General features: G+C 72.1%; 25 protein-coding genes. 16 read left to right on the top strand and 9 right to left on the bottom strand.

Going from position 1 to position 26,903, the window contains the following annotated elements:
• Positions 1–106 precede the first annotated feature (106 nt).
• Positions 107–1,726 (top strand): alkaline phosphatase family protein, encoded by a 1,620-nt coding sequence (locus tag ACWEN0_RS39980; RefSeq protein WP_451985467.1) that lies wholly within the window; start codon positions 107–109, stop codon positions 1,724–1,726.
• 170 nt (positions 1,727–1,896) lie between these two features.
• On the opposite strand, the gene ACWEN0_RS39975 is transcribed toward ACWEN0_RS39980, so the two are convergent.
• Genes ACWEN0_RS39975 through ACWEN0_RS39965 form a run of 3 tightly spaced genes read right to left on the bottom strand, consistent with a single transcriptional unit; the run spans position 1,897 to position 4,095 of the window.
• Complete coding sequence (locus ACWEN0_RS39975; protein WP_451985465.1) at positions 1,897–2,805, bottom strand: M56 family metallopeptidase; 909 nt, start codon at positions 2,803–2,805, stop codon at positions 1,897–1,899.
• Complete coding sequence (locus ACWEN0_RS39970) at positions 2,805–3,167, bottom strand: BlaI/MecI/CopY family transcriptional regulator (protein ID WP_451985463.1); 363 nt, start codon at positions 3,165–3,167, stop codon at positions 2,805–2,807. The genes ACWEN0_RS39975 and ACWEN0_RS39970 overlap by 1 nt, the downstream gene beginning before the upstream one ends.
• A 25-nt stretch (positions 3,168–3,192) precedes the next feature.
• On the bottom strand, positions 3,193–4,095 hold the full coding sequence (locus ACWEN0_RS39965; RefSeq protein WP_451985461.1) for an undecaprenyl-diphosphate phosphatase: 903 nt from the start codon (positions 4,093–4,095) through the stop codon (positions 3,193–3,195).
• Positions 4,096–4,315: 220 nt separating this feature from the next.
• Between ACWEN0_RS39965 and ACWEN0_RS39960 the strand changes: the two genes are divergently transcribed.
• Positions 4,316–4,846 (top strand): transglycosylase SLT domain-containing protein, encoded by a 531-nt coding sequence (locus ACWEN0_RS39960; RefSeq protein WP_451985459.1) that lies wholly within the window; start codon positions 4,316–4,318, stop codon positions 4,844–4,846.
• A gap of 29 nt (positions 4,847–4,875) precedes the next feature.
• On the opposite strand, the gene ACWEN0_RS39955 is transcribed toward ACWEN0_RS39960, so the two are convergent.
• The 4 genes from ACWEN0_RS39955 to ACWEN0_RS39940 form a co-directional block, all read right to left on the bottom strand.
• The gene (locus ACWEN0_RS39955; RefSeq protein WP_451985457.1) at positions 4,876–5,352 is read right to left on the bottom strand and encodes a hypothetical protein; all 477 of its coding nucleotides are present in this window, start codon (positions 5,350–5,352) and stop codon (positions 4,876–4,878) included.
• Between the two features lie 22 nt (positions 5,353–5,374).
• Positions 5,375–5,731, bottom strand: a complete 357-nt coding sequence (locus ACWEN0_RS39950; RefSeq protein WP_451985455.1) for a peptidase inhibitor family I36 protein — start codon at positions 5,729–5,731, stop codon at positions 5,375–5,377.
• A 113-nt stretch (positions 5,732–5,844) separates the two neighbouring features.
• On the bottom strand, positions 5,845–6,651 hold the full coding sequence (locus ACWEN0_RS39945; protein WP_451985453.1) for an adenylate/guanylate cyclase domain-containing protein: 807 nt from the start codon (positions 6,649–6,651) through the stop codon (positions 5,845–5,847).
• Between the two features lie 53 nt (positions 6,652–6,704).
• Complete coding sequence (locus ACWEN0_RS39940) at positions 6,705–7,361, bottom strand: TetR/AcrR family transcriptional regulator (protein WP_451985451.1); 657 nt, start codon at positions 7,359–7,361, stop codon at positions 6,705–6,707.
• A gap of 93 nt (positions 7,362–7,454) precedes the next feature.
• On the opposite strand from ACWEN0_RS39940, the gene ACWEN0_RS39935 reads away from it, so the two are divergent.
• Genes ACWEN0_RS39935 through ACWEN0_RS39905 form a run of 7 tightly spaced genes read left to right on the top strand, consistent with a single transcriptional unit; the run spans position 7,455 to position 14,895 of the window.
• Entirely contained in the window at positions 7,455–8,255 is an 801-nt protein-coding gene (locus tag ACWEN0_RS39935) for an enoyl-CoA hydratase-related protein (protein ID WP_451985449.1), read from the top strand.
• Positions 8,256–8,278: 23 nt separating this feature from the next.
• Complete coding sequence (locus ACWEN0_RS39930; RefSeq protein WP_451985447.1) at positions 8,279–9,424, top strand: acyl-CoA dehydrogenase family protein; 1,146 nt, start codon at positions 8,279–8,281, stop codon at positions 9,422–9,424.
• A gap of 11 nt (positions 9,425–9,435) precedes the next feature.
• Complete coding sequence (locus ACWEN0_RS39925; protein WP_451985445.1) at positions 9,436–10,182, top strand: SDR family NAD(P)-dependent oxidoreductase; 747 nt, start codon at positions 9,436–9,438, stop codon at positions 10,180–10,182.
• A gap of 9 nt (positions 10,183–10,191) precedes the next feature.
• Positions 10,192–11,787 (top strand): AMP-binding protein, encoded by a 1,596-nt coding sequence (locus ACWEN0_RS39920; RefSeq protein ID WP_451985443.1) that lies wholly within the window; start codon positions 10,192–10,194, stop codon positions 11,785–11,787.
• Positions 11,784–12,551 (top strand): enoyl-CoA hydratase/isomerase family protein, encoded by a 768-nt coding sequence (locus ACWEN0_RS39915; RefSeq protein ID WP_451985441.1) that lies wholly within the window; start codon positions 11,784–11,786, stop codon positions 12,549–12,551. The genes ACWEN0_RS39920 and ACWEN0_RS39915 overlap by 4 nt, the downstream gene beginning before the upstream one ends.
• A gap of 13 nt (positions 12,552–12,564) precedes the next feature.
• On the top strand, positions 12,565–13,716 hold the full coding sequence (locus ACWEN0_RS39910) for an acyl-CoA dehydrogenase family protein (protein ID WP_451985439.1): 1,152 nt from the start codon (positions 12,565–12,567) through the stop codon (positions 13,714–13,716).
• Positions 13,717–13,728: 12 nt separating this feature from the next.
• Positions 13,729–14,895, top strand: a complete 1,167-nt coding sequence (locus ACWEN0_RS39905) for an acyl-CoA dehydrogenase family protein (protein ID WP_451985437.1) — start codon at positions 13,729–13,731, stop codon at positions 14,893–14,895.
• Here the strand turns inward: ACWEN0_RS39905 and ACWEN0_RS39900 are convergent, their stop codons facing one another.
• Positions 14,896–16,557: an AMP-binding protein gene (locus ACWEN0_RS39900; RefSeq protein WP_451985435.1), complete on the bottom strand. Its 1,662-nt coding sequence runs from the start codon at positions 16,555–16,557 to the stop codon at positions 14,896–14,898.
• Positions 16,558–16,627: 70 nt separating this feature from the next.
• A complete protein-coding gene (locus tag ACWEN0_RS39895; protein ID WP_451985433.1) occupies positions 16,628–17,236 on the bottom strand; it encodes a TetR/AcrR family transcriptional regulator in 609 nt (202 codons plus the stop codon).
• A 69-nt stretch (positions 17,237–17,305) separates the two neighbouring features.
• Between ACWEN0_RS39895 and ACWEN0_RS39890 the strand changes: the two genes are divergently transcribed.
• Genes ACWEN0_RS39890 through ACWEN0_RS39860 form a run of 7 tightly spaced genes read left to right on the top strand, consistent with a single transcriptional unit; the run spans position 17,306 to position 26,894 of the window.
• Entirely contained in the window at positions 17,306–18,457 is a 1,152-nt protein-coding gene (locus ACWEN0_RS39890; protein ID WP_451985431.1) for an acyl-CoA dehydrogenase family protein, read from the top strand.
• A gap of 8 nt (positions 18,458–18,465) precedes the next feature.
• Complete coding sequence (locus ACWEN0_RS39885) at positions 18,466–20,028, top strand: AMP-binding protein (protein ID WP_451985429.1); 1,563 nt, start codon at positions 18,466–18,468, stop codon at positions 20,026–20,028.
• The gene (locus tag ACWEN0_RS39880; protein WP_451985427.1) at positions 20,025–21,623 is read left to right on the top strand and encodes an acyl-CoA carboxylase subunit beta; all 1,599 of its coding nucleotides are present in this window, start codon (positions 20,025–20,027) and stop codon (positions 21,621–21,623) included. The genes ACWEN0_RS39885 and ACWEN0_RS39880 overlap by 4 nt, the downstream gene beginning before the upstream one ends.
• Positions 21,624–21,627: 4 nt before the next feature.
• Entirely contained in the window at positions 21,628–23,592 is a 1,965-nt protein-coding gene (locus ACWEN0_RS39875) for an acetyl/propionyl/methylcrotonyl-CoA carboxylase subunit alpha (RefSeq protein ID WP_451985425.1), read from the top strand.
• A complete protein-coding gene (locus tag ACWEN0_RS39870) occupies positions 23,589–24,338 on the top strand; it encodes an enoyl-CoA hydratase/isomerase family protein (RefSeq protein ID WP_451985423.1) in 750 nt (249 codons plus the stop codon). Before ACWEN0_RS39875 ends, ACWEN0_RS39870 begins: the two co-directional genes overlap by 4 nt.
• Position 24,339: 1 nt before the next feature.
• A complete protein-coding gene (locus ACWEN0_RS39865) occupies positions 24,340–25,119 on the top strand; it encodes a TIGR03084 family metal-binding protein (RefSeq protein WP_451985421.1) in 780 nt (259 codons plus the stop codon).
• Entirely contained in the window at positions 25,116–26,894 is a 1,779-nt protein-coding gene (locus tag ACWEN0_RS39860; protein WP_451985419.1) for an acyclic terpene utilization AtuA family protein, read from the top strand. Before ACWEN0_RS39865 ends, ACWEN0_RS39860 begins: the two co-directional genes overlap by 4 nt.
• The last annotated feature ends 9 nt before the right edge of the window (positions 26,895–26,903 follow it).

Below are 26,903 nucleotides of genomic sequence, written 5' to 3'. Positions count from 1 at the left end.
GGAAGTACGTGTTCACGGACTGTTCGCGTCGCGGTCTTCTCGCGGTCGGCTCGATGGCGTGGGATTCCGGGGATGCCCCGCCCGGGGCCTGTCGAGGAGGAAGCCCTTGTCCCCGAACCGGATTCGCGCCGCGGCCGTGCTCGCAGCGCTGGTACTGCTCCCGGCCGCGGCGCCCACCGCGTCGGCCGAAGACGGCGTCCGCCACGTCCTGCTGATCTCCGTGGACGGCCTGCACCAGACCGACCTCGCCGCCTACGCGGCCGCGCACCCGCGCTCCGCCATGGCCGCCCTGCTCGCTCGCGGGACCGCCTACGGCGACGCCCGCACGCCGGTGCCGTCCGACTCGTTCCCCGGCCTGATCGGCCAGCTCACCGGCGGTGACCCGGCCGCCACCGGCATCTACTACGACGCCACCTACAACCACGGCCTGCTGCCCGCGGGCACGACGTCGTGCGCCGGGGCGAAGCCCGGCACGCCGGTCGACCTCACCGAGGACCTCGACCACGACCCGAGCCGGCTCGACGCCGGGCAGGGCCTGACCGGGCTCCCCGGCTCCATCCTGGGCATGACCGGCAGCCCGCAGACGCTGCTGAACCCGGCGCTGCTGCCGGTCGACCCGCGCACGTGCCGTCCGGTGCTCCCGCACGAGTACCTGAAGGTCAACACCGTCTTCGAGGTCGCGCGGCGCGCCGGGCTGCGGACCGCGTGGTCGGACAAGCACCCGGCCTACGAGATCCTCGACGGGCCCTCGGGCACCGGTGTGCAGGACCTGTTCACCCCGGAGATCAACAGCACCGGTCCGGGTGGCACGGGGGACTGGACGAGCGACAACGCCGCGACCCAGCAGTACGACGGCTACAAGGCGCAGGCCGTGCTGAACGAGATCGACGGCTACGACCACAGCCGGGCCCGGCGGGTCGGCACCCCGGCGGTGTTCGGGCTGAACTTCCAGTCGGTGTCCACGGCGCAGAAGCTCGCGACGTCCGGCGGCCGGCCCGGCGGGTACCTGCCGGGCGGCGTCGCGCCGGGGCCGGTCCTGACCTCGGCGCTGGACTTCGTCGACGGCCGGATCGGCGCGTTCGTCGCCGAACTGCGCCGGCAGCACCTGGACCGCAGCACGACCGTCATCCTGTCGGCCAAGCACGGCCAGTCGCCCACCGACCCGGGCGCGCTGACCCGGATCGACGACGGCAAGCTGCTCGACGGTCTCAACGCCGCCTGGAAAGCCCGTCACCCCGGCGCCGCCGACCTCGTCGCCCAGTCGGCCGACGACGACGCCATGCTGCTGTGGCTCACCGACCGCTCACCGGCCGCCGCGGACTTCGCGAAGCGGTACCTGCTGGCCCAGAACGGCACCGGCACCGACCGCGCCGGCGCGGCCAAGCCGTTCACCGATTCCGGCCTGCAGCAGGTGTACGCGGGTGCCGACGCGGCCCGCTACTTCGGCGTCCGGCCGGGCGACGACCGGGTGCCGGACCTGTTCGGCGTCGCGCAGTACGGCGTGGTCTACACGGGCGGCACGAAGAAGATCGCCGAGCACGGCGGGGCCGCCCGGGACGACCGTGCGGTCCCGCTCGTGGTGAGCGGCGGCGAAGGCCGGACCATCGCGGCACCGGTCGCGACGACCCAGATCGCGCCGACGATCCTCCGGCTGCTCGGCCTGGACCCGAGGGCGCTGCAGGCAGTCCAGGAGGAGGGGACGCGGGTGCTGCCCGGCCTCGGCTGAGGCTGGCGGTCGGTGCTGCCCGGTCCGGGCTGAGGCTGGCGGTCGGCCTGTGCGGGCTCGATGGGCGCTGCGGGCGGGGTCGGTGTTGCCGGGCTGGGCTGGGGTTGGCGGCGGCCTGCGCTGGCTCGATGGGTGCTGCGGGCGGTCGGTGCTGCCGGCCTCGGCTGAGGCTAGCGGCCGACCTGTGCGAGCTCGATGCCGTCGTGCAGGTCGGCCGCGCTGTCGAGGGTGGTCTGGGCCGAGAGGCCCGCCAGCCCGATCAGCAGCGCACTCAGCAGCACCACCGGCACCCGGCCGCGGCCCCGCGGTGTCAACAGCGCCGAAACCCGGCGGGGGACCGGGCCGCCGGTCGCCGCCAGTGCGAAGCCGTGGTGAGGGCGCCCGGCCAGTGCCGCCTTCGCCACCGCGTGCGCGACCACCGTGCGGTCGCCGACCCGCTGGGCGGCGGCTTCGTCGGCCCAGCGTTCGAGTGCGAACCCCGCGGCCGCGCACAGCGGGCGCAGCACCGGGTTCAGCGTCGAGGACACCGTCAGCACCGCGAGGAACACGTGGTGGCGCGCGGCGAGGTGCGCGCGTTCATGGGCGAGCAACGCGGCCCGCTCCCGGGGGCCGAGCGCAGCCAGCATGCCGCTCGAGACCGCGATGCGGCCGCCGCGGCCGGGCACGGCGAAGGCCACGGCTTCCTCGCCCGGCAGCAGGACGATCCCGTCCTGGCCGTGTTCGTCCAGTTCACGCGCGAGACGCCGCGCCCAGCGCACGTACCGGACGACCGTGCGAGCCAGCAGGATCGTCAGCGCGGCCAGCGCCACGCCGCCCGCGATCGACACCGGGACGTCGATTCCGCTCTCGGACCGCAACGTCTGCGGGGACCAGTGCCCGAAGTCGGCGACGGCCGGGATCAGCGACAGCCCGGAAAACGCCAGCAGGGCCAGGGCCGCGGTGCTGCCCGCGGCGAGGACGAGGCACGCTCCGGTGAGCAGCCAGCTCGCCGCCCGCGGCGGCAGCCGTGGCGCGACCAGCCGGGCCGCGGGCCACGCCAGGACCGGCAGCAGGAGCGGGATCAGCGGGTCCGTGGGCACTACGAGCCGCTCAGGAGGTCTCGCAGGACGGCTTCGTCCGATTCGGACAGTTGCGTCACGAAGCGCGCCAGCACGCTGCCTCGGTCCGGCTCGCCGTCGAGGACCTTCGTCATCTTCCGGGCGGCGAGGCCGGCTTCGTCGTCGACGGCGTGGTAACGGAACGACCGCCCGTGCTTCTCCCGGGTCGCCATGCCCTTGTCGTGCAGCCGGGTGAGGATCGTCACGACCGTGGTGTACGCGAGCTCGTCTTCGAGACGGCCCTGGACGTCGGCGGGGGAAAGGGGCTCGCCGGAGCTCCACAGCACGCCGAGGACCTCGGCTTCGAGTGCTCCCGGGGCACGCCGGGCCGGTTCCTTCCGCATGTCCCGAATCTACACGGCTGTCGTATCAGCGGAGGGTGAGCACGGCCAGCGCACCCGCGCCCGCGAGCACGCAGTAGAGCGCGAACGGGGTCAGCGTCCGGGTGTGGAAGTAGCGGGTGAGGAAGCGCACGGCGAGGTAGGCGCTGACGAACGAGGCGAGGCTGCCGGCCAGGACCTGGCCGTGGATGCCGGCGCCGAGCGGCCCGAACAGGTCGGGGATCTTGAGCACCCCGGCGGCCAGGATCACCGGCGTCGCGAGCAGGAACGAGAACCGGGCGGCGTCCTCGTGCGAGAGCCCCCGCAGCAGCCCCGCGACCATCGTCACCCCGGAGCGGCTGATGCCGGGCAGCAGGGCGAGCACCTGCGCGCTGCCGATCAGCACGCCGCGGCCGAAGGACATGCGCGAAAGCCGTTCGTCGGCGGCCGTGCCGGTCTCGGTGGCGGCGCCGGGTGCGTCGGCCGGAACCGTCGCGTTCGCCCGGCGCCGCAGGAGTTCGCCGCCGTAGAGGACGACGCCGTTGGCGATGAGGAACGCGGCCGCGGGGATCGGCTTCCCCAATGTGGTGCGGAACAGGTGCTCCAGCAGCAGCCCGCTCACCCCGACGGGGATGGTCGCGAGGACGATCAGCCAGGCGAGCCGCTCCCCGGACGTCTCGATCCGGCGGTGCCGGATCGAGCTGAAGAAACCGCCGACGACCCGGACCCAGTCCCGCCGGAAGAACAGCAGCAGCGCGGCGGCGGTCGCCACGTGCAGGCCCACGATGAACGCCAGGTACGGCGACTCGGGCGCCGACACGTCCAGGTCCCGCGCCCACTGCCCGCCGACGACGGCGGGGATCAGCACGGAGTGCCCGAGGCTGGACACCGGGAACAGTTCGGTGACGCCCTGGAAGGCGCCGACGACGATGGCTTCGAAGTAGTCCAGCACGGCGCCTTCCAGGGGGTCTCTGCGGTGACGTCGAAATACTACCCGACTGTAGAAGTTGGCTGGGTCCAGCAGGCCGCGTGCGCGCGCCGGTATCTTGGGGCGGACGTCCCGGGGAGGTGGCGCTGTGCGGGTGGGCCGCGGTTTCGTGCTGGGTTGTGCCGTTGTGGCGAGTGTTTCCGCGTGTGCCGCGCCTTCCGGTGTGACGGCGCCCTCGTCTCCGGTGTCTTCGTCCGCGCCCGTTTCCAGCCCGTCGACCGGGGTGAACCCCGATCCGGCCAAGTACGCGCCGCAGGTCGAGGCGCGGTCGCGGGAGGCGGGCGTCGACGCGCAGCTCGTGCTGGCCGTCCTCTACAACGAGGACTACAAGCCGCACGATCCGCAGCTCGAGCGGTCGTGGCAGCAGCTCAAGCCGGACGCCGCGTTCGGCGTGGCGAACATGCACCGCGCCACGTTCGAGCAGACCCGCCGCGGCCGGCCCTTCGCCGGCCGGGACTGGCAGGAGCTGCCGGACGACCCGGACCTGGCCATCCAGGCCGAGGCCTGGTACCTGCACGACCTGGCCGCCCAGCTGCCCGCGAAGCACGCCGGCGGGTACACGACCGACGAACTGCTGGCCCTGGGCTACAACGCGGGTCCGGGCAACATGAAGGCGTTCGCGCGCGGCACCGCGCCGGGCACGCAGGCGCGGGCCTACCTGGAGAACCTGCGAGCCAACTGGGCCAAGGCCGGCGCCGCGCTCAAGAAGAACTGAGCTTGCCGCCGGCCCTTCGCAAGGCCTCGTTACCGGGCGAAATCGCGCGTGGAATCGATGGCGAGCGTGGCGCCGGTGTGGCTGCTGTGCAGCTCACCCAGGGCCAGGAACGTGTAATGGCCGCTCACGCCGCTGACTTTCGGGGTCCAGCAGACCCGCTGGAACGGCCCGACGTGGCCGTTGCCGTTCTTGCTGTCGCAGGTGACCGAGTCCGCCGGGACGGAGTCGCGCTCCCGGTACAGCGTTGCCTGCGCCCATTGGCTGGCCGTGAGCTTCTCGCGGAACCCCACGTAGCCCCAGTAGTTGTACGAGTCGTCGCGGCAGACTGCGATCGTGCCGGTCGAGCCGTCCGTGCCCATCAGTTCCATGCTGCGGACGACGTGCCCGACCTCGTTGACGAACTGACAGGTCTGACCGGCCGCGGAGGCCGACGCCGAAGGTGCGGCCACCACGACGGCAGAACACATCAGCCCGAGTGCGGCCGGCAGCTTGAAGACGCTTTTCACGGTGCTTCTTCCCCCATTTTCCCTAACTCAGATCGCACGCTTGGAGCGAACTGACCACATTGTCGAAGTTGTAGCGCGGGCCGAGCGGGCCCTGCCATTCGACCGAGATCCGCAACGGGGTGCCGACGTACTTGGCGTCCTTGAACAGGCACCACAAGCGTGTCGTGCGGTTCCACGCGTACGAAATCCGGTCGTTGAAAACATGATTGTTGATCGCTTTGGCGAGGTCGGGCGAGCCGGTCTGGAACTTGGCGAAATGCCCGGTCGCGTTCGATTCCTCCCAGACGCAGAAGTAGTCGTCGGGACAATCGTGGAGATCCGCCGTGCCGGCGTACGCGGGCGACGGTATCGCCAGTGAAACGATGGCCAACGCGGCCACGACGAACAGTCTTCTTCCGCGAGACATGGTTCCCCCTACCCCGACCGTGTCTTTATCTCAGCTGACGCTGAGCGGGACGATCATAAACTACTGTGGATGCCGCGGTCCAGGGCTCAGGACTCGTCGTACCGGGGCACGACGGCGAACACCTCGAGGTCGCTGGGTGCGCCCTTCGCGCGGAAGCGGCGCCGGCGGCGGAGGGTGAAGCGCTCGGTGTCGAGGTTCGCCAGGACGTCGCCCGTGACGAGAACTTCGCCGCCCGTGGCCGCGTCGGCTATCCGGGCCGCGACGTTGACGTCGACGCCGAAGTAGTCGCGGCCTACCTTGCGTGGCCTGCCCGTGTGCAGGCCCGCTCGCAGCTGGGGGCGGTAGCCGCCGAGGTCGATCGCGCTGACCGCGCCGCACGTCTCGTACGCGGCCTCGACCGCGGCTCCCGCGTCGCCGAAGACGGCCATCAAGCCGTCGCCCAGGCCTTTGACCACCCGGCCGCGGTGGCGCGCGATCGTCGCTTCGCTCGCGGTGGACACGGCGCGCAGCAGCTCGAGCGCCCGCGCGTCGCCGACGTCGAGGGCCCAGCTCGAGAAGCCGACCAGATCGGTGAAGACGATCGTCAGCTCGCCGGTGTCGCCGTCGCGGCCCTGGGCGACGGCCTGCCAGACCTGGACCGCCGCGAGCCCGAGCTCACGCACCGCGCTCGGCTGTTCGGCCTTCGCTTCGGCCAGCAGCCGCGCCACCCGGTCCGTCGGGTGGCCCGCGGTCGTCGACAGCGCGTCCCCGAGGTCGTGGTCGCCGGGGATCAGGCGCCGGACGGCGCGGGCGGACCGGACCAGGCCGGGACGCTGGTCGGCGGCGCGCAGCAGGTCGACGAAGCGGGACACCCTCCGTCGGTGGTCGGGCCGGTCGCCGTGGCTGTCGGTCACCAGCCGCATGCTACTGGGCGCTCCGGGGAGCTGCCCCCGGAACGCAACGCGGGTCACGTTCCCGGCGGACTGTCCACAGTGGAGGGACCGGGCGGGAGGTGCCCGACGAGCATCATGAGGGTGTCGGCGATCCGGTCGACCGCCCGGTCCCGCTCCGCCGGCGCAAGGTCCTCGCACCACGTCGGCGCCTGGGACATCGACGCGTGCAGGCACTGCAGGGCGACGTCGACGTCGGTCACGACGAACTCGCCCTCGGCCAGCCCGGCCTCGACCTCCCGCCGGAACAGGGCGTCGTGGCGGCGGCGGAGCTCCTTGATCCGCACCCGCTGCGCGTCCGGCCACTCGCGGGGGACCAGGAACAGCCGCAGCGCCGCCGGGTAGTCGCGGACCGCGATCGTCACGTGCTCGTGGATCAGCGCGCGCAGCCGCCGGGCCGGTGACCCGGTTTCCTTGGCCAGCAACGCTTCCAGCCGTTCGGTCCACTCGCCGCCGAGGGTTTCGATCGCGGCCGTGCCGAGCTCTTCCTTGCCCTTGAAGTAGTGGTAGAGCGAGCCCTTGGTGACGTCCAGCCGCTCGGCGACGTCCTCCAGGCTGACGGCGTCGTAGCCGCGCTCGCCGAACAGGGCGGCGGCGGCCGTCGCGATCTCCTGGATCCGGCGCCCGCGTTTGCGCTGGACGCGCTCGGACGCCTGCTTCGTCGTGGTCTCCACCGAACACAGAGTAGCGAATCTACCGCAGAGTCAAAGTTTGACTTTTGATTCAAATTTTGTCACCGTGGTCGAGAACCGCGAAGGAGGCAGACCGTGGGACAGACCTACGAGGACATCCGCTACGAGATCGACGGCCCGGCGGCGGTGATCACGATCGACCGCCCGGAGCGCTACAACGCCTTCCGCGGGCGGACCGTCGAGGAGCTGATCAAGGCCTTCCGGCTGGCCTGGGCCGACGTGAACGTGCAGGCGGTGATCCTCACCGGGGCGGGCCAGAAGGCGTTCTGCACCGGCGGCGACGTCAAGCAGCGCGCCGAGACCGGCGACTACGGGCCGACCGAGAGCGGCATGTTCGAGATCGGCAACCTGCACAAGCTCATCCGCGACATCCCCAAGCCGGTGATCGCCGCCGTCAACGGCGTCGCGATCGGCGGCGGCCACGTCCTGCACGTGCTCTGCGACGTCTCGCTGGCCAGCGAGACCGCCCGGTTCGGGCAGGCCGGGCCCAAGGTCGGCTCGTTCGACGCCGGGTTCGGCTCGGCCTACCTCGCCCGCGTGGTGGGGGAGAAGAAGGCGCGCGAGATCTGGTTCTGGTGCCGGCAGTACAGCGCGGCCGAAGCCGAGCGGATGGGCCTGGTCAACAAGGTCGTCCCGCCGGAGCAGCTCCTCGACGAAGCGAAGCAGTGGGCGCGCGACGTCGCCGAGAAGAGCCCGACGGCGCTGCGGTTCCTCAAGCAGTCCTTCAACGCCGACACCGACCACCAGGCCGGGCTGAGCAACCTCGCGATGTCCGCTTTGGACCTGTTCACGGCCTCGCCCGAGGGCCTCGAAGGCGCGGCCGCGTTCGCCGAAAAGCGCAAGCCGGACTTCGTCAAGCACGTCAACTGGCACTGAGACTCCACCAGCGAGGGACCGACATGGACTTCCGCTTCGACGAGGACGAAGAGGCCTACCGCCAGGAACTGCGGCGGTTCGCCACGAAGATCCTCGCCCCGCACTACCAAGCCGACGACAAGGCGGCCCGGCTGCGGCCCGAGCTGCCCGGCGAGATGGCCGAAATGGGCCTCACCGGCCTGCGCATCCCCGAGCAGTACGGCGGCCAGGCCGCCAGCGCCGTCGTCGCGGGCATGGCCGCCGAGGAAGTCGGCCGGGCCGACTTCAACGCGTCCTACCTGATCATCCTGTCCGCCCTGATCGGCGACATCCTGGTGCGCAACGCCACCGAGGAGCAGCGCCGGGCCTGGCTGCCGCCGATCGCGTCCGGCGCGGCGCTGCCCGCGCTGTGCGTCACCGAGCCCGGGCACGGCACGGACGCCGCGTCGCTGCGGCTGCGCGCCGAACCCGACGGCGACGGCTGGCGGCTCACCGGCGAGAAGACGTCGATCACCCTCGGGATGGCCGCGCACACCGGCCTGGTCCTGGCCCGCACCGGCGGCGACGGCGCCCGCGGCGTGAGCGCGTTCTACGTCGACCTCGACGACCGGTACGTCACCCGCACGGTGTTCGACGACCTCGGCGGCCGCTCGATCGGCCGAGCGTCGCTGCACTTCGACGGGCTCCCGGTCGGCCGGGACCGCCTGGTCGGCGAAGAAGGCGCCGGGTTCGTCTCGGTGATGGAAGGCTTCGACTACTCCCGCGCGATCATCGGCCTCTGCTGCCTCGGCGCCGCCCAGTCCTCTTTGGACGAAGCCGTGCAGTGGTCGCGCGACCGTGAGGCGTTCGGCAAGCCGATCGGGACGTTCCAAGGGGTTTCGTTCCCGCTCGCCGAGTACGCGACGTACCTGCGCGGCGCCCGCCACGTCTGCTACGAGGCATTGTGGAAGAAAGACCGCGGCCTCGAGCACGGCGCCGAGGCCGCGATGGCCAAGTTCTGGGCACCGAAACTCGCCACCGAGGTCATCCACCAGTGCCTGCTGACCTTCGGGCACCTCGCCTACTCCACCGAAAGCCCGATCGGGCAACGGCTGCGTGACGTCATCGGCCTGGAGATCGGCGACGGCACCGCCCAGGTCTCGAAGCTCGTCATCGCCCGCTCGCTGCTCGGCCGCGCGTACGCGCCGTGAAAGGGGAAACCATGGGAAAGCTGGACGGCAAGATCGCCATCGTCACCGGCGCGGGGCAGGGCATCGGCCGCGGCATCGCGGAGAAGCTCGCCGAAGAGGGCGCGACCGTCGTCGTCACCGACGTCAACGAGGCGAGCGCCAAGGAGACGGCCGACGCGCTCGGCGGGGCCTCGACCGGCCTGCGTGCCGACGTCACCGACCGCGATTCGGTGACCGGCATGGTCGAGCAGGTCCGCACCCGCTTCGGCCGGATCGACGTGCTCGTCAACAACGCCGGCTGGGACGTCGCGAGCCCGTTCGTCGACTCCGACCCCGCCGACTGGGACCGCGTCATCGCGATCAACCTCTACGGCGTCCTCAACACCACGAAGGCCGTGCTGCCGGTCATGACCGAGCAGGGCGCGGGCTCGGTCGTCAACGTCGCCTCCGACGCCGGGCGCGTCGGATCGTCCGGAGAGGCCGTGTACTCGGCGGCCAAGGGCGGCGTGATCGCGTTCACCAAGTCGATCGCCCGGGAGATGGCGCGCCACCAGGTGAACGCGAACGCCGTGTGCCCCGGCCCGGCCGACACCGCGCTGTTCGCCTCACTCGGCGGCGACAACCCGAAGCTGCGGGAGGCGCTGACCAAGGCCATCCCGTTCCGGCGGCTGGCCCAGCCGCGCGACCTCGCCAACGTGGTCGCCTTCCTCGCCTCGGACGAGGCAGCCTACGTCACTGGCCAGACCGTCAGCGTCAGCGGCGGCCTCACGATGAGCTGAGGAGCAGCCATGGCCTTCCGCACGATCCTCACCGCCGAGCAGATCGGCTCCTCCACCGCGCAGGGGTACTGGACGGACCGGCTGATCACCGACTTCCTCGACGACGCCGCGGCGAAGACGCCGGACAAGACCGCCTTCGTCGACGCCACCCGCAGCATCACCTACGCCGAGCTGAAACGCCAGGTCGACCGCTGCGCGCTGGGCCTGCTGGAGCTCGGCGTCGGGCCGGACGACGTCGTGTCGTTCCAGCTGCCGAACCGCATCGAATGGATCGTCCTGCACTACGCCGCGACGCGGATCGGCGCGGTCTCCAACCCGCTGATCCCGATCTACCGGGCCCGCGAGCTGCGGTTCATGGTCGGGCTCGCGCGGTCCAAAGTGGTCGTCGTGCCGCGTGAGTTCCGCGGCTTCGACCACGCCGGGCTGATCAAGGAGCTGCGACCGGAATGGCCGTTCGTCGAGCACGTCCTCGTCGTCGGCGAGGACTCCTGGACGGACTTCGTCGAGACGCCCTGGGAGGAGCGCCGCGATCCGGCGTCGCTGACCGAGCTGCGTCCGGACGCCAACGACGTCACCCTGCTCATCTTCACCTCCGGCACGACCGGCGAGCCGAAGGGCGTGATGCACACGCACAACACGGCGGTCGCGGCCAACGCGCCGCTGCCGGAGCGGCTCGGGATCACCGCGGACAGCGTCATCCACATGGCTTCGACCCTGGCCCACCTCACCGGGTTCCTCTACGGCGCCCGGCTGCCGGTCCAGGTCGGCGCCACCGCGATCCTGCAAGAGGTCTGGGACCCGGCGCGGTTCGTGGAGCTGGTCGCCGAGCACGGCATCACCTACACCTCCGCCGCGACGCCGTTCCTGCACGACACGCTCAACGCGCCGAACCTGGCCGAGCACGACGTCTCGTCGCTGGCCCGGTTCTGCTGCATGGGCGCGCCGATCCCGCGGGCCATCGTGCGCGAAGCCCGCCGGAAACTGCCGGGCACGGTCGTCCTCGGCGGCTGGGGCCAGACCGAGAACGGCCTGGTCACCCTCGGCATCCCGGGCGACCCGGACGACAAGCTCATCGACACCGACGGCTACCCGTGGCCGGGGATGCACATCCGCGTCGTCGACGGCGACGGCCGGGAACGGCCACCGGGAGAGGAGGGCCGGCTGCAGGTGCGCGGGCCGTTCCTGTTCGCCGGGTACGCCGAGCGGCCCGAGCTGACGCGCGAGTCGTTCCACGACGGCTGGTTCGACACCGGCGACCTCGCGCACATCGACACCGAGGGCTACCTCAGCATTTCGGGGCGCACCAAGGACGTCATCATCCGCGGCGGCGAGAACATCCCGGTCGCCTACGTCGAGAACGTCCTGTACGAGCACCCGGACGTCGAGGCGGTCGCCGTCGTCGGCCTGCCCGACCCGCGGCTGCAGGAACGCGCGTGCGCCTGCGTCGTCGCCAAGCGGGAGATCACCTTCGAGGAGATGCGGGAGTTCCTGGCGGAGAAGGGGGTTGCGAAGCAGTACTGGCCGGAACGCCTGGAGATCCTGACCGAGCTGCCGCGCACGGCGAGCGGCAAGATCCAGAAGTTCGTCCTCCGGGAGCGGCTGTGACCGTACTCGTGGAACTCGACGACGGCGTCGCCGTCGTGACGTTGAACCGGCCGCAGGTGCTGAACGCGCTCAACGCCGAGCTGCTGGACGACCTCGAGGACGCGCTCTCGGCGTTGCGCGCGGACCCCGGCGTGGGGGCGGTCGTGCTCACCGGCGCCGGGGACCGCGCGTTCGCCGCGGGCGCCGACATCGGGCAGCTGGAGAAGTACACAGTGGACACCGCGCTGGAGTCGCGGATGCAGCGGCTCTACGACGGGATCGAGGACTTCGAGAAGCCGACGATCGCCGCGGTGAACGGATTCGCGCTCGGCGGTGGCTGCGAGCTCGCGATGGCCTGTGACATCCGGATCGCCGCCCGCACCGCGAAGTTCGGCCTCCCGGAGACCGCGCTCGGCGTGCTTCCGGGCGCCGGTGGCACGCAACGGCTGGCCCGGCTGGCCGGCGTCGGGCGCGCCGTCGACCTCGTGCTGACCGGCCGCAGCGTCGACGCGCTCGAAGCGTTCGAGATGGGCCTGGTGACCGGCGTCGTGCTGCCCGAGGAGCTGATGGCTTTCGCTCGCGAGACGGCGGCGCGCATCTTGGCCCGCGGGCCGCTGGCCGTCCGGCTGGCCAAGCTCGTCATCCGCAGCGGCATGGACGCCGACCGCCGCACCGGCCTGGTCGTCGAACGGCTGGCCCAGGCGGTGCTCTACACGACCGACGACAAACACGAAGGGGCCGCGGCCTTCCTGGCCAAGCGGCCGGCCCGGTTCACCGGGACCTGAGCGGAGGCGGACGATGGACCTGACCCTCACCGAAGCGCAACGCGACTTCCAGCAGGTCGCCCGGGCGTTCCTCGACAAGGAGGTCGTGCCGTACCGGGCGGAGTGGGACCGGGCCGAGTCGGTCGACCTCGGCGTCGTGCCGAAGCTCGGCGAACTGGGCTTCTTCGGCCTGACCATCCCCGAGGAGTACGGCGGCCTCGGCGGCGACTACGTCACCTACTGCCTCGGCATGGAGGAGCTGGGCCGGGCCGACTCGTCGGTGCGCGGCATCGTGTCGGTGTCGATGGGCCTGGTCGGCAAGGTGATCCTCTCGCACGGCACCGAAGCCCAGAAACAGCGGTGGCTGCCCGGGATCGCGGCCGGGACCACCCTGGGCTGCTTCGGGCTGACCGAGCCGGACACCGGATCCGACGCCGGGAACCTGCGGACGAAGGCCGGGCGCCGCGGCGACGAGTACGTCCTCAACGGACAGAAGATGTTCATCACCAACGGCACCTGGGCCGACGTCTGCCTGGTCTTCGCTCGCACCGGCGACGACGGGCCTAAGGGCGTGTCGGCGTTCCTCGTGCCGACGTCGACGCCCGGGTTCGAAGCCCGCGAGATCAAGGGCAAGCTCGGCCTGCGCGGCCAGGCCACGGCGGAACTCTTCCTGACCGACGTCGTCGTCCCGGCCTCAGCCAGGCTTGGCGCCGAGGGGGACGGCTTCGCCATCGCGATGCACTCCCTGGACAAGGGCCGCGTGTCGGTCGCCGCCGGGTGCGTCGGGATCGCTCAGGGCTGCCTGGAGTCCATGGTGGACTACGCCCGCGAACGGCGGCAGTTCGGCCGCCCGCTCGCGTCGTTCCAGCTGGTGCAGGACCTGATCGCGGAGACGTCGGTGGAGGTCGACGCCGCCCGCCTGCTCGCCTGGCGCGCGGCCGACCTGATCGAGCGCGGCGAACCGTTCGGCGTCGCCGCGTCGAAGGCGAAGTACTACGCGAGCGAGGCGGCGGTCCGCGCGGCCAACCGCGCGGTCCAGGTGTTCGGCGGCTACGGCTACATCGACGAGTACCCGGCCCAGAAGTACCTGCGCGACGCCCGCGTGATGACCCTGTACGAGGGCACCAGCCAGATCCAGAAGCTGCTCGTCGGCCGCGCCGAAACCGGCGTCAGCGCCTTCCTGTAGAGAGGAAAACCCGTGGCCACCACCCCGTTGGGCCTGTTCGGCACCGAGACCCTGATCGACGCGGACGACCGCGCGATCCGCGACACCGTCGCGCGGTTCGCCGCCGACCGCGTCCGCCCGCACCTCGCCGAGTGGTACGAATCCGCGGCGATCCCCGCCCGCGAACTGGCCCGGGAGCTGGGCAAGCTGGGCGTCCTGGGCATGCACCTCGACGGCTACGGCTGCGCCGGCACCAGTGCGACCGCGTACGGCCTTGCCTGCCTCGAACTCGAAGCCGCTGACTCGGGCCTGCGCAGCCTGGTGTCCGTCCAGGGCTCCTTGGCCATGTTCGCGATCTGGAAGCACGGCAGCGAAGACCAGAAGCAGGAATGGCTCCCGCGGATGGCGGCGGGCGAGGCGATCGGCTGCTTCGGCCTCACCGAACCGGACTTCGGTTCCGACCCGGCCGGCATGCGCACGCGCGCTCGCCGCGACGGCGGCGACTGGGTCCTCGACGGCACCAAGATGTGGATCACCAACGGTTCCGTCGCCGACGTCGCCGTCGTCTGGGCCCGCACCGAAGACGGGATCCGCGGCTTCGTCGTCCCCGCGGACACCCCCGGCTTCTCGGCCCCCGAAATCAAGAACAAGCTGTCGCTGCGGGCATCGGTGACCAGTGAACTCGTGCTGGAGGGCGTCCGGCTGCCCGCGTCCGCCGAGCTTCCCGGCGCGCACGGCCTTTCGGGGCCGTTGTCGTGCCTGAACGAGGCCCGCTACGGCATCGTGTTCGGCGCTCTCGGTGCGGCCCGCGACTGCCTGGAGACGGCGATCGACTACACCCGCCACCGCACGATCGGCGGCAAGCCCCTGGCCGCCTACCAGGCGACGCAGCTGAAACTCGCGGACATGACCCTGGAGCTGGGCAAGGGCATGCTGCTCGCCCTGCATCTCGGCCGTCTCAAGGACGCCGGAACGCTGACGCCGGACCAGGTCAGCCTGGGCAAGCTCAACAACGTCCGGGAAGCCCTCGCCATCGCGCGTGAATGCCGGACGCTGCTGGGCGCCAACGGCATCACGCTCGAATACCCGGTGCTGCGGCACGCGGGGAACCTCGAGTCCGTGCTGACCTACGAAGGGACGTCGGAAGTGCACCAGCTGATCATCGGGCGGGCGCTGACCGGCGAGTCCGCGTTCCGCTGATCACCCTTGGCCGTACAGCTTCGCGTGTTCGGCGCGCAGCTTGTACTTGAGGATCTTGCCGCCGACCGTCTCCGGGAGCGCGTCGGCGAACACGATCGCCTTCGGGGTCTCGTAGCCCGCGAGGTGCTCGCGGCAGAACGCGATCAGGTCGTCCGGGTCCGGCTCGGCGTCCGGCCGGGGCACGACGACCGCGGTGACCGCTTCGCCCCAGTGTTCGTGCGCGAGGCCGATCACCGCCGCTCGCAGGACCGCCGGGTGCTGGTGGAGCACCGCTTCGACGCGCATGCTCGACACGTTCTCGCCGCCCGTTTTCACGATGTCCTTGTAGCGGTCGACCATCACGCGCAGGCCGTCCTCGTCGACGACCGCCGAGTCGCCCGAGTGGAACCAGCCGTCTCGGAACGCTTCGCGCGTCGCCGCCTCGTCGCGGTAGTAGCCCGCCGCCATCACCGGGGAGCGGTAGACCGCCTCGCCGGGGCGGCCGCGGACCGGCTCGCCGAGTTCGTCGACGACGTCGGAGGCGAGCAGGCCGCTCGGCACGCCGACGTAGTTCATCGCCGGGGCCGTGCGGGCGTGCACCTCCGGCCACGCGCTCGGCCAGAACCGGTGGCACGCGATGGCTTCCGTCTGGCCGAAGATCCCGACGGCGACGAACCCGGGCGCCGTCCGGGCTTCGAGCCGGCGAAGAAGCTCGGGGGAGAGCGCACCCCAGCCGTAGACGAGCGTGGTCAAGGACGTCAGGTCCAGCTCGGGGTGGGCGTCGACCTCGTCGGCCAGCGCGGCCGTGAACTGCGGCGAGCCCGCCCACACCGCGGTCGCGCCGGACCGGGCGAGTGCCCCGGCGACCGGGCCCGGCGCCGGGCGGCGGCCGAGGACGAGCGTGCCGCCCGCGAAGAACGTCGAGTACGTGAACAGCGCGTCACCGACGTGGTAGATCATCGGCAGGAACGTGCAGACCCGCAGGTCGGCCTCGTGGCGCAGGCCGCGGGTGAGCGACAGGGCGAAGTTCAGCCCGGCCAGGTGCGCGTAGCTGTGCGAGAGCATCACGCCCTTCGGCAGCGCGGTGGTGCCCGAGGTGAACAGCAGCTGGAAGATGTCGTCGCCGTGGATTTCGACGTCGGGTTCGGTGGCCGGGTGCCGGTCGAGCAGCGCGCCGAACGCCGGGCTGCCGGCCACCGGGCCGCCGCCGATCGTGATCGTGGCGCCGACCCGCACGGCCACGACGCCGTCGAGCCGCGGCCACAGCTCGGCGTCGACGATCGCCAGCCGCGGCGCCGTCAGCTCGACGAGGTGGGCCACGACGTCGGGCGCGAGGCCGGGGTTCAGCGGCACGGCCACCATGCCCGCCTTGGCGATCCCGATCTTCGCCAGGAACGCTTCGACGCTGTTCTCGCAGAACAGCAGCACGCGGTCGCCCGGCACGAGCCCTTCGGCGAGCAACGCCTGCGCCAGCCGGTTCGCGGCTTCGTCGGCCTGCCGGTAGGTGACGGCGGCGAACCGCGGTTCACCGTGGGCGTCCTCGGCCGCGGCGATGGCGACCTGGTGGGGACGGCTCCACGTGAGGCGTTCGAAGACGTCGCCGACCGACGTCCGCTCCCAGCGCCGCACGGCCCGCCGGCCGCGCAGGGTGTCCACGTCGATGTCGGGTTCGGTCGCGGTCATGCCGAGGCTCCTTCGCCGTCGCTGCCGCCGTCAGCATGCCGTGACCGCGGTCACCGAGGCAAGAAGAAAGTTATTGGCCATTCACTGACGCGGTCACACCCAGGCAGGCATGCGCCATCTGCTCCAGTAGTTCGGCGAGCCGTTCCGGGGCCAGGCCGCTGCGGAAGAACAATGTGGACTGCACCGCGCCGATCGCGGCGTGCACGGCCAGCCGCAGCTCGCCGTCGGCCAGGTCGGGGCGCAGCGGGGCGAGCACGTGGACCCAGTCCTCGAGGTAGTGCCGCTGCAGCCGGCGCAGCCGCCGCCGGTCGTCCTCGGGCAGGTTGTGGATCTCCCGGTGGTAGACCGCCAGCACCGTGCGGTCCTCGATCGCGACGCGGACGTGGTCGCCGATCAGGCCGGACAGCGCGGCGTGGTCGTCCGGGGCGGCGGCGAGGATGCCCGCCGCGCCCTCCTGCAGGCGGGTCATCACGCGGTCGAGCAGCGCGACCAGGATCGCGTCCTTGTTCTCGAAGTGCCGGTAGACGCCCGAGCCCACGATGCCGGCTTCCGCGCCGATGTCGGCCATGCCGATCGAGTGGAACCCGCGCCGCGCGGTGAGGTCGGCGGCGGCGGTCAGGATCCGCTCGCGCCGGCCGGGGTCGCGGCGGCGGCGGCCGGTCGTGGGGGGCGTCGTCATCTTGTCATCATCGCAGCCGGACGCTACGGTGCGCTATTAGTGAATCAAAAATCACTAAGGAGCGTCGGCGTGGACGTGCTCGAAAGCGACGAGGCCCGGGATCTGCGGGCCGCGGTGGGTGCGGTCGCCGCGCCGTTCGGCGGCCGGTACTACGTCGAGCACGCCCGGGACGGCCGCGAGTGCACCGAGCTCTGGCACGCCCTCGGCGACGCCGGCTTCATCGGCGTGAACATCCCCGAGGAGTACGGCGGGGGTGGCGCCGGCCTGGCGGAGCTGACGATCGTCTGCGAGGAAATCGCCGCGAACGGCGCGCCGCTGCTGCTGTTGCTCGTCACGGAGGCGATCTCGGCCGAGGTGATCAGCGAGTTCGGCAGCCCGGAGCAGCGCGAGGAATGGCTGCCCGGCCTGGCGAGCGGCCGTGCCAAGGTCGTCTTCGCGATCACCGAACCGGAAGCCGGGTCCAACACCCACAAGCTCGCCACGACCGCCCGGCGCGACGGCGACGACTGGGTCGTCGACGGTGAGAAGTACTACATCTCCGGCGTCGACACCGCCGACGCGCTGCTGCTGGTGGCCCGCACCGGCCGCAGCGACGACGGCTCGGCGCGGCTCTCGCTGTTCCTCGTGCCGACCGGCGCCCCCGGCCTCACGGTGACCCCGCTGCCGGTGGACGTGATGCTGCCGGAAAAGCAGTTCACGCTGCACTTCGACGGCGTCCGGCTGCCGGCCGCCGCGCTCGTGGGCGACGAAGGCGACGGTTTCCGGCAGGTCTTCCACGGCCTCAACCCGGAACGCATCACCGGCGCGGCGCTGTGCGTCGGCATCGCCCGCTACGCCCTGGACGTCGCCGCCCGCTACGCGCGTGACCGGCGGGTGTGGGACCGGCCGATCGGCGCCCACCAGGGTGTCGCGCACGCGCTGGCCAAGGCGAAGATCGAGACCGAGCTGGCCGCGCTGATGACCCACCGCGCGGCCGCGCTGCACGACCGGGGGCTCCCGGCGGGCGAGGCGTCGAACATGGCGAAGTACGCCGCCGCGGAGGCGGCGCTGGCCGCGCTCGACGCGGCGATCCAGACCCACGGCGGCAACGGCGTGTCCGCCGAGTTCGGCCTCCTGCCGTACTGGGGGCTGGCCCGGCTGCTGCGGATCGCCCCGGTGAACCGCGAAATGATCCTCAACTTCGTGGCCCAGCACAGCCTCGGGCTGCCCCGGTCCTACTAGGAGGACTGATGACGGATCCCTACAACCTCGTCCACCGGGTCAACGTCGGGGACGCGCTGACCCGCGTCGCGTTCGCCCGGCCCGAGCAGCTCGCGATCGTCGACGGCGAGCGCCGCTGGACCTACGGCGAGTTCGACGCCTGGGTGAACCGCCTCGCCCACGGCCTGCTCGACCGCGGCTACGCCACCGGCGAAGTCCTCGCCCTCGCCTCGGCCAACAGCGCGGAATTCCTTGCCGTGTACTACGCCTGCGCGAAGGTCGGCGTGGTCTGCGTGCCCGTCAACCTCGGCTGGCGCGCCGACGAAGTCGCCTACGTCCTCGACCACTCGCGGGCCCGCGGGATCGTGGTGGAGAGCCAGCTCGTCGACGTGAGCGCCCCGGCCGTTCCGGCGGGCGTCGAGGTGATCGTCGCACCCGGCACCGGTGACGTGCCCCCGGACCGGACCTCGCTCGACGACGTCCTGAGCGCCGACAGCACGACGCCGGAAGTCGTCGTCGCCGACCGCGCGCCACTGTCCTATCTGTACACTTCGGGGACGACTTCGGCGCCGAAGGGCGTCGTCGGCACGCACCTGGCGATCCACCTCGAGTCGATGTCGGCCGCGCTGGACTCGGGCTGGCACGCCGGCGACCGGTTCATCGCGATGATGCCGATGTTCCACACCGCGCAGCTGAACGCCTTCTGCACGCCCGCGATCGTCGTCGGCGCGACGATCTTCGTGCACCGCGGCTTCGACCCGGCCCGTTTCCTCGACACGATCGAACGCGAGCGCATCACGCAGGTCTTCGGGCTGCCGATGATGTACCGCGCGGCGCTCGACCACGCGTCCTTCGCCGAGCGCGACCTCTCGTCGCTGCGCCGTGCGGTCTACGCGATGGCCCCGATGCCCGAGGCGCAGATCAAGGCGTGCCTCGACGGCTTCGGCTGCGACTTCGCGTTGTTGTTCGGGCAGACGGAGATGAGCCCGATCACGACGTTGTTCCGGCCCGAGCACCAGCTTTCGCACGTCGGTGCGGTCGGGACGCCGCTCACCGGCGTCCAGGTCGGGATCATGGACCCCGACGGGAAGCTGCTGCCGCGCGGTGACCAGGGCGAGATCGTCTACCGGGCGCCCTCGGCCATGCAGGAGTACCTGCACAACCCCGAAGCGACCGCCGAAGCCTTCCGGCACGGGTGGTTCCACTCCGGCGACGTCGGCCGGTTCGGCCCGGACGGCGTGCTGTGGTTCGCCGACCGCTCCAAGGACGTCATCAAGACCGGTGGCGAGAACGTCGCGTCGATCGAGGTCGAGCGGGCCGTCTACGACACCGAACCGGACGTCGCCGAGGTCGTGGTCGTCGGGCTGCCGCACGAGCGGTGGAGCGAAGCCATCACGGCGGTCGTGGTGCCCAAGCCCGGCACCGCCATCGACGCCGAGGACCTGCGCACGCGGCTCAAGGACCGGCTCGACGGCTACAAGGTGCCCAAGGCCGTCATCGTCGTCGACGAGCTGCCGCGCACGTCCACCGGGAAGATCCGGAAGAACGTCGTCCGCGAGCGGCACGCGGGCCACTACGGGGGAACCGCATGACGGTGCTGAAGTCGCAGCTGGACGTCTCCGCCGAGGCGTACGCGGCCAACCGCAGGACGCAGCTGGAGCTGCTGGCGAGACTGGAGGAGCAGCTGGATCTCGCCGTCGCGGGCGGCGGGGAACGGTACGTCCGGCGCCACCGGGACCGCGGGAAGCTGCCGGTGCGGGAACGGATCGAGCTGCTGCTGGATCCGGACAGCCCGTTCCTGGAGCTGTCCGCGCTCGCCGCGTGGGGCACCGACTTCACCGTCGGCGCCTCGGTCGTCACCGGCATCGGCGTGGTGTCCGATGTGGAGTGCGTGGTCATCGGCCACGACCCGACGGTGCGCGGCGGGGCGATGAACCCGTACTCGCTGCGGAAGACGTTGCGGGCGCTGGAGATCGCCCGCGTCAACCGGCTGCCGGTGGTCAACCTCGTCGAGTCGGGCGGGGCGGACCTGCCGACGCAGGCGGATCTGTTCGTGCCCGCCGGGCGGATCTTCCACGAGCTGACCGAGCTGTCGTCACTCGGCATCCCGACGCTGGCCATCGTGTTCGGCAACTCGACCGCGGGCGGCGCGTACGTGCCCGGCATGTGCGACTACGCGGTGCTGGTCGACCGCCAGGCCAAGGTGTTCCTCGGCGGGCCGCCGCTGGTCAAGATGGCCACCGGCGAGGAGGCCGACGACGAGTCGCTCGGCGGCGCCGAGATGCACTCCCGGGTGTCCGGGCTCTCCGACTACTTCGCGGTCGACGAGCGGGACGCGATCCGGCTCGGCCGCCGCGTGCTGGCGCGGATCAACTGGCGCAAGCTCGGCCCCGCGCCCAGCCGGACGCCGGAACCGCCGAAGTACGACCCCGAGGAGATCCTCGGGATCGTGCCGCCCGACCCGAAGGTCCCGTTCGACCCGCGCGAAATCCTCGCCCGGACCGTCGACGGCTCGGACTTCGACGAGTACAAGCCGCTCTACGGCACGTCGCTCGTCACCGGCTGGGCGAGCATCCACGGCTATCCCGTCGGGGTGCTGGCCAACCACCGCGGCGTGCTCTTCAGCGAAGAAGCCAAGAAGGCCAGCGAGTTCATCCTGCTCGCCAACCAGACCGACGTCCCGCTGGTCTTCCTGCAGAACACGACCGGCTACATGGTCGGCACGCAGTACGAGCAGGGCGGCATCATCAAGGACGGCGCCAAGATGATCAACGCCGTCACCAACAGCACGGTCCCGCACCTGACGGTCAACCTGGCGTCCTCGTTCGGCGCCGGCAACTACGGCATGTCCGGGCGCGCCTACGACCCGCGGCTGATGTTCGCCTGGCCGGGCGCGAAGCTCGCGGTGATGGGGGCGACCCAGCTCGCCGGCGTGCTGTCGATCGTCGGCCGCGCTTCGGCCGCGTCGCAGGGGAAGCCGTTCGACGAAGACGCCGACCGGGCCCGCACGGCGGCGATCGAAGCCCAGATCGACACGGAGTCCCACGCCTTCGCCGTCACCGCCCGGCTCTACGACGACGGCATCGTCGACCCGCGCGACACCCGGGACGTGCTCGGGATGTCGTTGTCCGCCGTCCACTCGAACCGCGTCGAAGGCCGCCGCGGCTTCGGCGTCTTCCGGATGTGAGCCGATGATCGCGAAACTGCTCGTCGCCAACCGCGGGGAGATCGCCGCCCGGGTCATGCGCACCGCGCACGACCTCGGCGTCTCGACGGTCGCGGTGTATTCGGACGCCGACGCCGGAGCGCCGTTCACCCGGCTCGCCGACGAGGCCGTCCGGCTGCCGGGAGCCGCGCCCGCCGACACCTACCTGCGTGGTGACCTCGTTGTCGCGGCGGCGCTGGCGACCGGCGCGGACGCCGTCCACCCCGGGTACGGCTTCCTGTCGGAGAACGCCGGGTTCGCCCGCGCGTGCGCCGACGCCGGGCTGACGTTCGTCGGGCCGTCGCCCGAGGCCATCGCCTCGATGGGCTCGAAGATCGAGGCCAAGGCGCTGATGGCGGCGGCGGGCGTCCCGGTGCTGCCCGGCGCCACGGTCACCGACGGCACCGACCTGGCCGCGGTGGCCGCCGGGATCGGCTTTCCGGTCCTGGTCAAGGCCGCGTTCGGCGGCGGGGGCCGCGGCATGCGCGTGGTCCACGACGCGGCCGGCCTGCGCGACGCGGTCGAAGGCGCCCGTCGCGAGGCGGCGTCCGCGTTCGGCGACGGGACGGTGTTCCTGGAACGGTTCGTCGTCGACCCCCGGCACGTCGAGGTGCAGATCCTCGGCGACACCCACGGCGAAGTGGTCCACCTCTTCGAGCGCGAATGCTCGATCCAGCGGCGGTACCAGAAGATCGTCGAGGAGTGCCCGTCCCCGGCCGTGGACGACGAGCTGCGGGCCGAACTCGGCGCCGCCGCGGTCGCCGCCGGGAAAGCCATCGGGTACACCGGCGCCGGCACCGTCGAGTTCGTGCTCGACCGCGACGGCCGGTTCTTCTTCCTGGAGGTCAACACGCGGCTGCAGGTCGAGCACCCGGTCACCGAGCTCGTCACCGGCCTGGACCTGGTCGAGCAGCAGCTGCGCGTCGCCGAGGGCGAGCCGCTGCCGCCCGAGGTCACCGGGGCCCGGATCGACGGCCACGCCATCGAAGTCCGGCTCTACGCCGAGGACGTCCCGGCCGGGTTCCTGCCCGCCACCGGGACCCTGCACCGGTTCCGCGTCCCGGCCCTGCGGGGCGTCCGCGTCGACTCCGGGGTCGTCGACGGCTCGGTCGTCGGCCCGCACTACGACCCGATGCTGGCCAAGGTGATCGCGCACGGGCGCACCCGCCGCGAAGCCGCGCGGACGCTCGCCCGCGCGTTGCGCCACGCCGAACTCCACGGCGTCACGACCAACCGGGACCTGCTCGCCGGGATCCTCGGCGAGGCCGAGTTCCTGGCCGGCCGCACCGACACCGGCTACCTCGACCGGCACGACCCCGCCGAACTGGGCGCCCCGGCGGGCGGGGGAGCGCGCCACGCCGCCGCGGCGGCGCTGGCCCGGCAGGCCGGCAACCGGCAGCGGGCGCGAGTCGTGCCCGTGATGCCCTCCGGCTGGCGCAACGTCGGCGGGCTGCCGCAGCGAGCCGGGTACACGTGCGGCGGCGAGACTCTGGACGTCGCGTACACGCTCCGCCGGTCCGGGCTGCGGCTCACGGTCAACGGCACGCCGCTCGGCGGACGCGTGCGGCTGGTGTCCGCGTCGCCCGACGTCGTCGAGCTGGAGATCGACGGCATCGCCCGCGGCTACACCGTCCACACGCGCGACGGTGTGTCCTATGTGGATGGTCCGGACGGCTCGGTGACCCTGGCCGAAATCCCGCGGTTCGCCGACCCGGACGCCGCCACGGCCGCGGGATCGCTGCTCGCGGCCATGCCCGGCGCCGTCGTCCGCGTGCTGGCCGAAGCCGGGAGCACGGTCACCGCCGGGCAACCGCTCGTCGTGCTGGAGGCGATGAAGATGGAGCACACGGTCACCGCCCCGATCGACGGCGTGCTCGCCGAGCTGCGCGTGGCGCAGGGCGACCAGGTCGACACCGGCCAGGTCCTCGCGGTCGTCGAGGAGCCCGCATGAGCCCCGTCCGCTACGACGTCCGCGATGGCGTCGCCTGGCTGACCATCGACCGGCCCGAAGCCCGCAACGCCCTGTCCGAAGAGGTCAGAGCCGGCCTGTGGGACGGCACGCGCCGGTTCGTCGCCGACGACTCCGCCGCCGTCCTCGTGCTGACCGGCACCGGCGACAAGGCCTTCTGCGCGGGCGGCGACCTCAAGGAGATGGCCGAAACCGCGCTGGAGATCCCGCCGCCGGACTTCCTGCCGCAGTTCGGCCGGAACATCGACGTGCCGAAGCCGACGATCGCCGCCGTCAACGGCGTCGCCTACGCGGGCGGGTTCCTGCTGGCCCAGCAGTGCGATCTGGTGGTGGCCGCCGAGCACGCCCGGTTCGCCGTGACCGAGGTGAAGGTCGGCCGCGGCGCGCCGTGGGCGGCCCCGCTGTCGTGGCTCGTCCCGCCACGCGTCGCCCTGGAGATCCTGCTCACCGGCGACCCGCTCGACGCCGGGCGCGCCCGGGAGGTGGGACTGGTCAACGACGTCGTCCCGCTCGCGCGGCTGCGGGAACGGGCACAGCAGCTCGCCGAGCGGATCGCCGCCAACGCGCCGCTGTCCGTCCGGGCGGCGAAGCGCACGGCCTACCTGTCCTGTCCCGGCGTCTACGACCGCGCCGAAGAGATCTGGGCGCCCGTGTACCGCTCCAGCGACGCCCAGGAGGGCCCGGCGGCGTTCCGGGAGAAGCGCCCGCCGGTCTGGGAAGGACGCTGAGATGCCCGTCTCGCTCGACAGCCTGCTCGACGACCTGCTCGCGGAGACCGCCGACGTGGCGGCGATGATCGCGCCGCTCGACGACGCCGGGATCGCCCGGCCCACCCCCGCGGCCGGCTGGGACATCCGCGACCAGGTCACCCACCTGGCGTTCTTCGACGAGGCCGCCACCCACGCGCTCACCGATCCCGGGACCTTCCGCCGCGAGGCGGCGGCGCTCATGTCCGACGGGATGGACTTCCCCGACCGCGTCGCGGCGGCGAACGCGCGCCTGACCGCCGCGGAAACCCGGGCGTGGTTCGCCCGGGCGCGGGCGGGGCTCGTGACGGCGTTCCGCGGCCGCGATCCGCGGGCCCGGCTGCCGTGGTACGGGCCGGACATGAGCGTGGCGTCGTCGGTGACCGCGCGGATCATGGAGACCTGGGCGCACGGCCAGGACATCGCCGACACCGTGGGCGTCGTGCGGACGCCGACCGACCGGCTGCGGCACATCGCCCACCTCGGCGTGGCCACGACGGCGTTCAGCTTCGGGCTGCACGGCCGTCCCGCGCCTGCCACGCCGATCCGGGTCGAGCTGACCGCGCCCTCGGGCGCGCGGTGGACGTGGGGTTCCGAAGACGCCGAAGACCGCGTCGAAGGCCCAGCCCTGGACTTCTGCCTGACCGTCACCCAACGCCGTCACGTCGACGAGACCGGCCTGGTCGTGCGGGGGCCCGTCGCCCGGGAGTGGCTCGGCATCGCGCAGGCCTTCGCCGGGGCGCCGGGGCGGGGACCCCGATGAGCCGCCCGGTCCGGATCGCGAACTGCTCCGGCTTCTACGGCGACCGGCTCGCGGCAGCCCGCGAAATGGTCGAGGGCGGCCCGATCGACGTCCTCACCGGCGACTACCTCGCCGAGCTGACCATGCTGATCCTGTGGAAGGCCCGGCGGAAGGACCCCGCGCTCGGTTACGCGAAGACGTTCCTGACCCAGCTCGAGCACGTGCTCGGCACCTGCCTGGACCGCGGCATCCGGATCGTCGCCAACGCCGGCGGCCTGAACCCGCCCGGTCTGGCGGCCGAGATCACCGCGCTGGCCCGGCGACTGGGCCTCCACCCGCGAATCGCCTGCGTCGACGGCGACGACATCGTCGACCGCCTGGCCGAGCTGCAGGCCGCGGGGCATTCCCTGACCCACCTCGACACCGGCCGCGCGCTCGCCGACGCCGCGGTGAAACCGTTGACCGCCAACGCTTATCTCGGCGGCTGGGGCATCGCCGCGGCCCTGGCGGAAGACGCCGACGTCGTCGTGACCGGCCGGGTGACCGACGCGTCGCTGGTGGTCGGCCCGGCGGCGTGGTGGCACGGCTGGACGCCCACGGACTTCGACGCGCTCGCCGGCGCGATGGCGGCGGGCCACGTGATCGAGTGCGGACCGCAGGCCACCGGCGGCAACTACGCGTTCTTCGAAGAGGTCACCGACCGCCGGTACCCGGGCTTCCCGATCGCCGAGGTCGAGGCGGACGGCGCGTGCGTCATCACGAAGCACGCGGACACCGGCGGCCTGGTCTCGCCCGGCACGGTCACCGCGCAGCTGCTGTACGAGATCGCCGAACCGGCGTACGCGGGCCCGGACGCGATCGCGCACTTCGACACCCTGCGCCTCGAGCAGGACGGCCCCGACCGCGTGCGGATCAGCGGCACCCGGGGGAGTGCGCCGGGCGACCGGCTCAAGGTGGCGCTCAACCACGACGGCGGCTACCGCAACACGATGACGCTGGTGCTCACCGGCACCCGCATCGAGGAGAAGGCGGCGTGGGCCGAGCAGCAGCTGTTCGAGCTGCTGGGCGAGGAGTACGCCGAGGTCGTCGTCGAGCTGCTGCGGTTCGACCACCCCGACGCGCCGGTGAACGCCGAAGCGACCGCGCACCTGCGGATCACGGTGAAGGACCCGGACCGGGCCAAGGTCGGCCGCCGCTTCTCGAACACGACGATGGAGCTGGCCCTGGGCGGCTACCCGGGCTTCCACACGACGACGCCCCCGTCGGCGGAGAGCGCGTTCGGCGTCTACTGGCCGACCCTGGTCCCGGCGGCCGAGGTCGAGCACCGCGTCACCCTGCCGGACGGGACCCGCCGGGTGATCCCGCACCCGCCCGCCGGGCCGCCGCCTGCTTGTCCCGCGCCCACCCGGGCACCTGACGCCGGCTCCGGACCGACCCGGCGGGCGCCGCTCGGTGACGTCGCGGGAGCCCGCTCGGGGGACAAGGGCGGCAACGCGAACATCGGGTTCTGGACCCGCACGGACGCGGAATACGCGTGGCTGCGCGGCTACCTGGACGAGACCCGGCTGCGGGAGCTGCTGCCGGAAGCGGCGACGCTCGAGATCCGCCGGTTCGAGCTGCCCAACCTGCGTGCGCTCAACTTCGTGGTGGTCGGCCTGCTGGGCGAAGGCGTGGCTTCGGCGACCCGGCCCGACCCGCAGGCCAAGGGACTCGGCGAATTCCTCCGCAGCCGGGTGGTCGACGTCCCGGAGCGCTTGCTGGGGCAACAGCGACGGCTTGACCTCGACCTTGGCTGAGGTTTTACG

The organism is Amycolatopsis sp. NPDC004378 (genome assembly GCF_053602455.1).
Note: the sequence above shows the minus strand (reverse complement) of the source record. Positions and strands in the feature narration are given on the sequence as shown.

Coding starts and splice junctions, on each gene's coding strand:
- ACWEN0_RS39970 (WP_451985463.1), bottom strand. CDS start 3,167: ATGCGGAAGGAACCGGCCCGGCGTGCCCCGGGAGCACTCGAAGCCGAG.
- ACWEN0_RS39930 (WP_451985447.1), top strand. CDS start 8,279: ATGGACTTCCGCTTCGACGAGGACGAAGAGGCCTACCGCCAGGAACTG.
- ACWEN0_RS39925 (WP_451985445.1), top strand. CDS start 9,436: ATGGGAAAGCTGGACGGCAAGATCGCCATCGTCACCGGCGCGGGGCAG.
- ACWEN0_RS39920 (WP_451985443.1), top strand. CDS start 10,192: ATGGCCTTCCGCACGATCCTCACCGCCGAGCAGATCGGCTCCTCCACC.
- ACWEN0_RS39910 (WP_451985439.1), top strand. CDS start 12,565: ATGGACCTGACCCTCACCGAAGCGCAACGCGACTTCCAGCAGGTCGCC.
- ACWEN0_RS39900 (WP_451985435.1), bottom strand. CDS start 16,557: ATGACCGCGACCGAACCCGACATCGACGTGGACACCCTGCGCGGCCGG.
- ACWEN0_RS39895 (WP_451985433.1), bottom strand. CDS start 17,236: ATGACGACGCCCCCCACGACCGGCCGCCGCCGCCGCGACCCCGGCCGG.
- ACWEN0_RS39885 (WP_451985429.1), top strand. CDS start 18,466: ATGACGGATCCCTACAACCTCGTCCACCGGGTCAACGTCGGGGACGCG.
- ACWEN0_RS39880 (WP_451985427.1), top strand. CDS start 20,025: ATGACGGTGCTGAAGTCGCAGCTGGACGTCTCCGCCGAGGCGTACGCG.
- ACWEN0_RS39875 (WP_451985425.1), top strand. CDS start 21,628: ATGATCGCGAAACTGCTCGTCGCCAACCGCGGGGAGATCGCCGCCCGG.
- ACWEN0_RS39870 (WP_451985423.1), top strand. CDS start 23,589: ATGAGCCCCGTCCGCTACGACGTCCGCGATGGCGTCGCCTGGCTGACC.
- ACWEN0_RS39865 (WP_451985421.1), top strand. CDS start 24,340: ATGCCCGTCTCGCTCGACAGCCTGCTCGACGACCTGCTCGCGGAGACC.
- ACWEN0_RS39860 (WP_451985419.1), top strand. CDS start 25,116: ATGAGCCGCCCGGTCCGGATCGCGAACTGCTCCGGCTTCTACGGCGAC.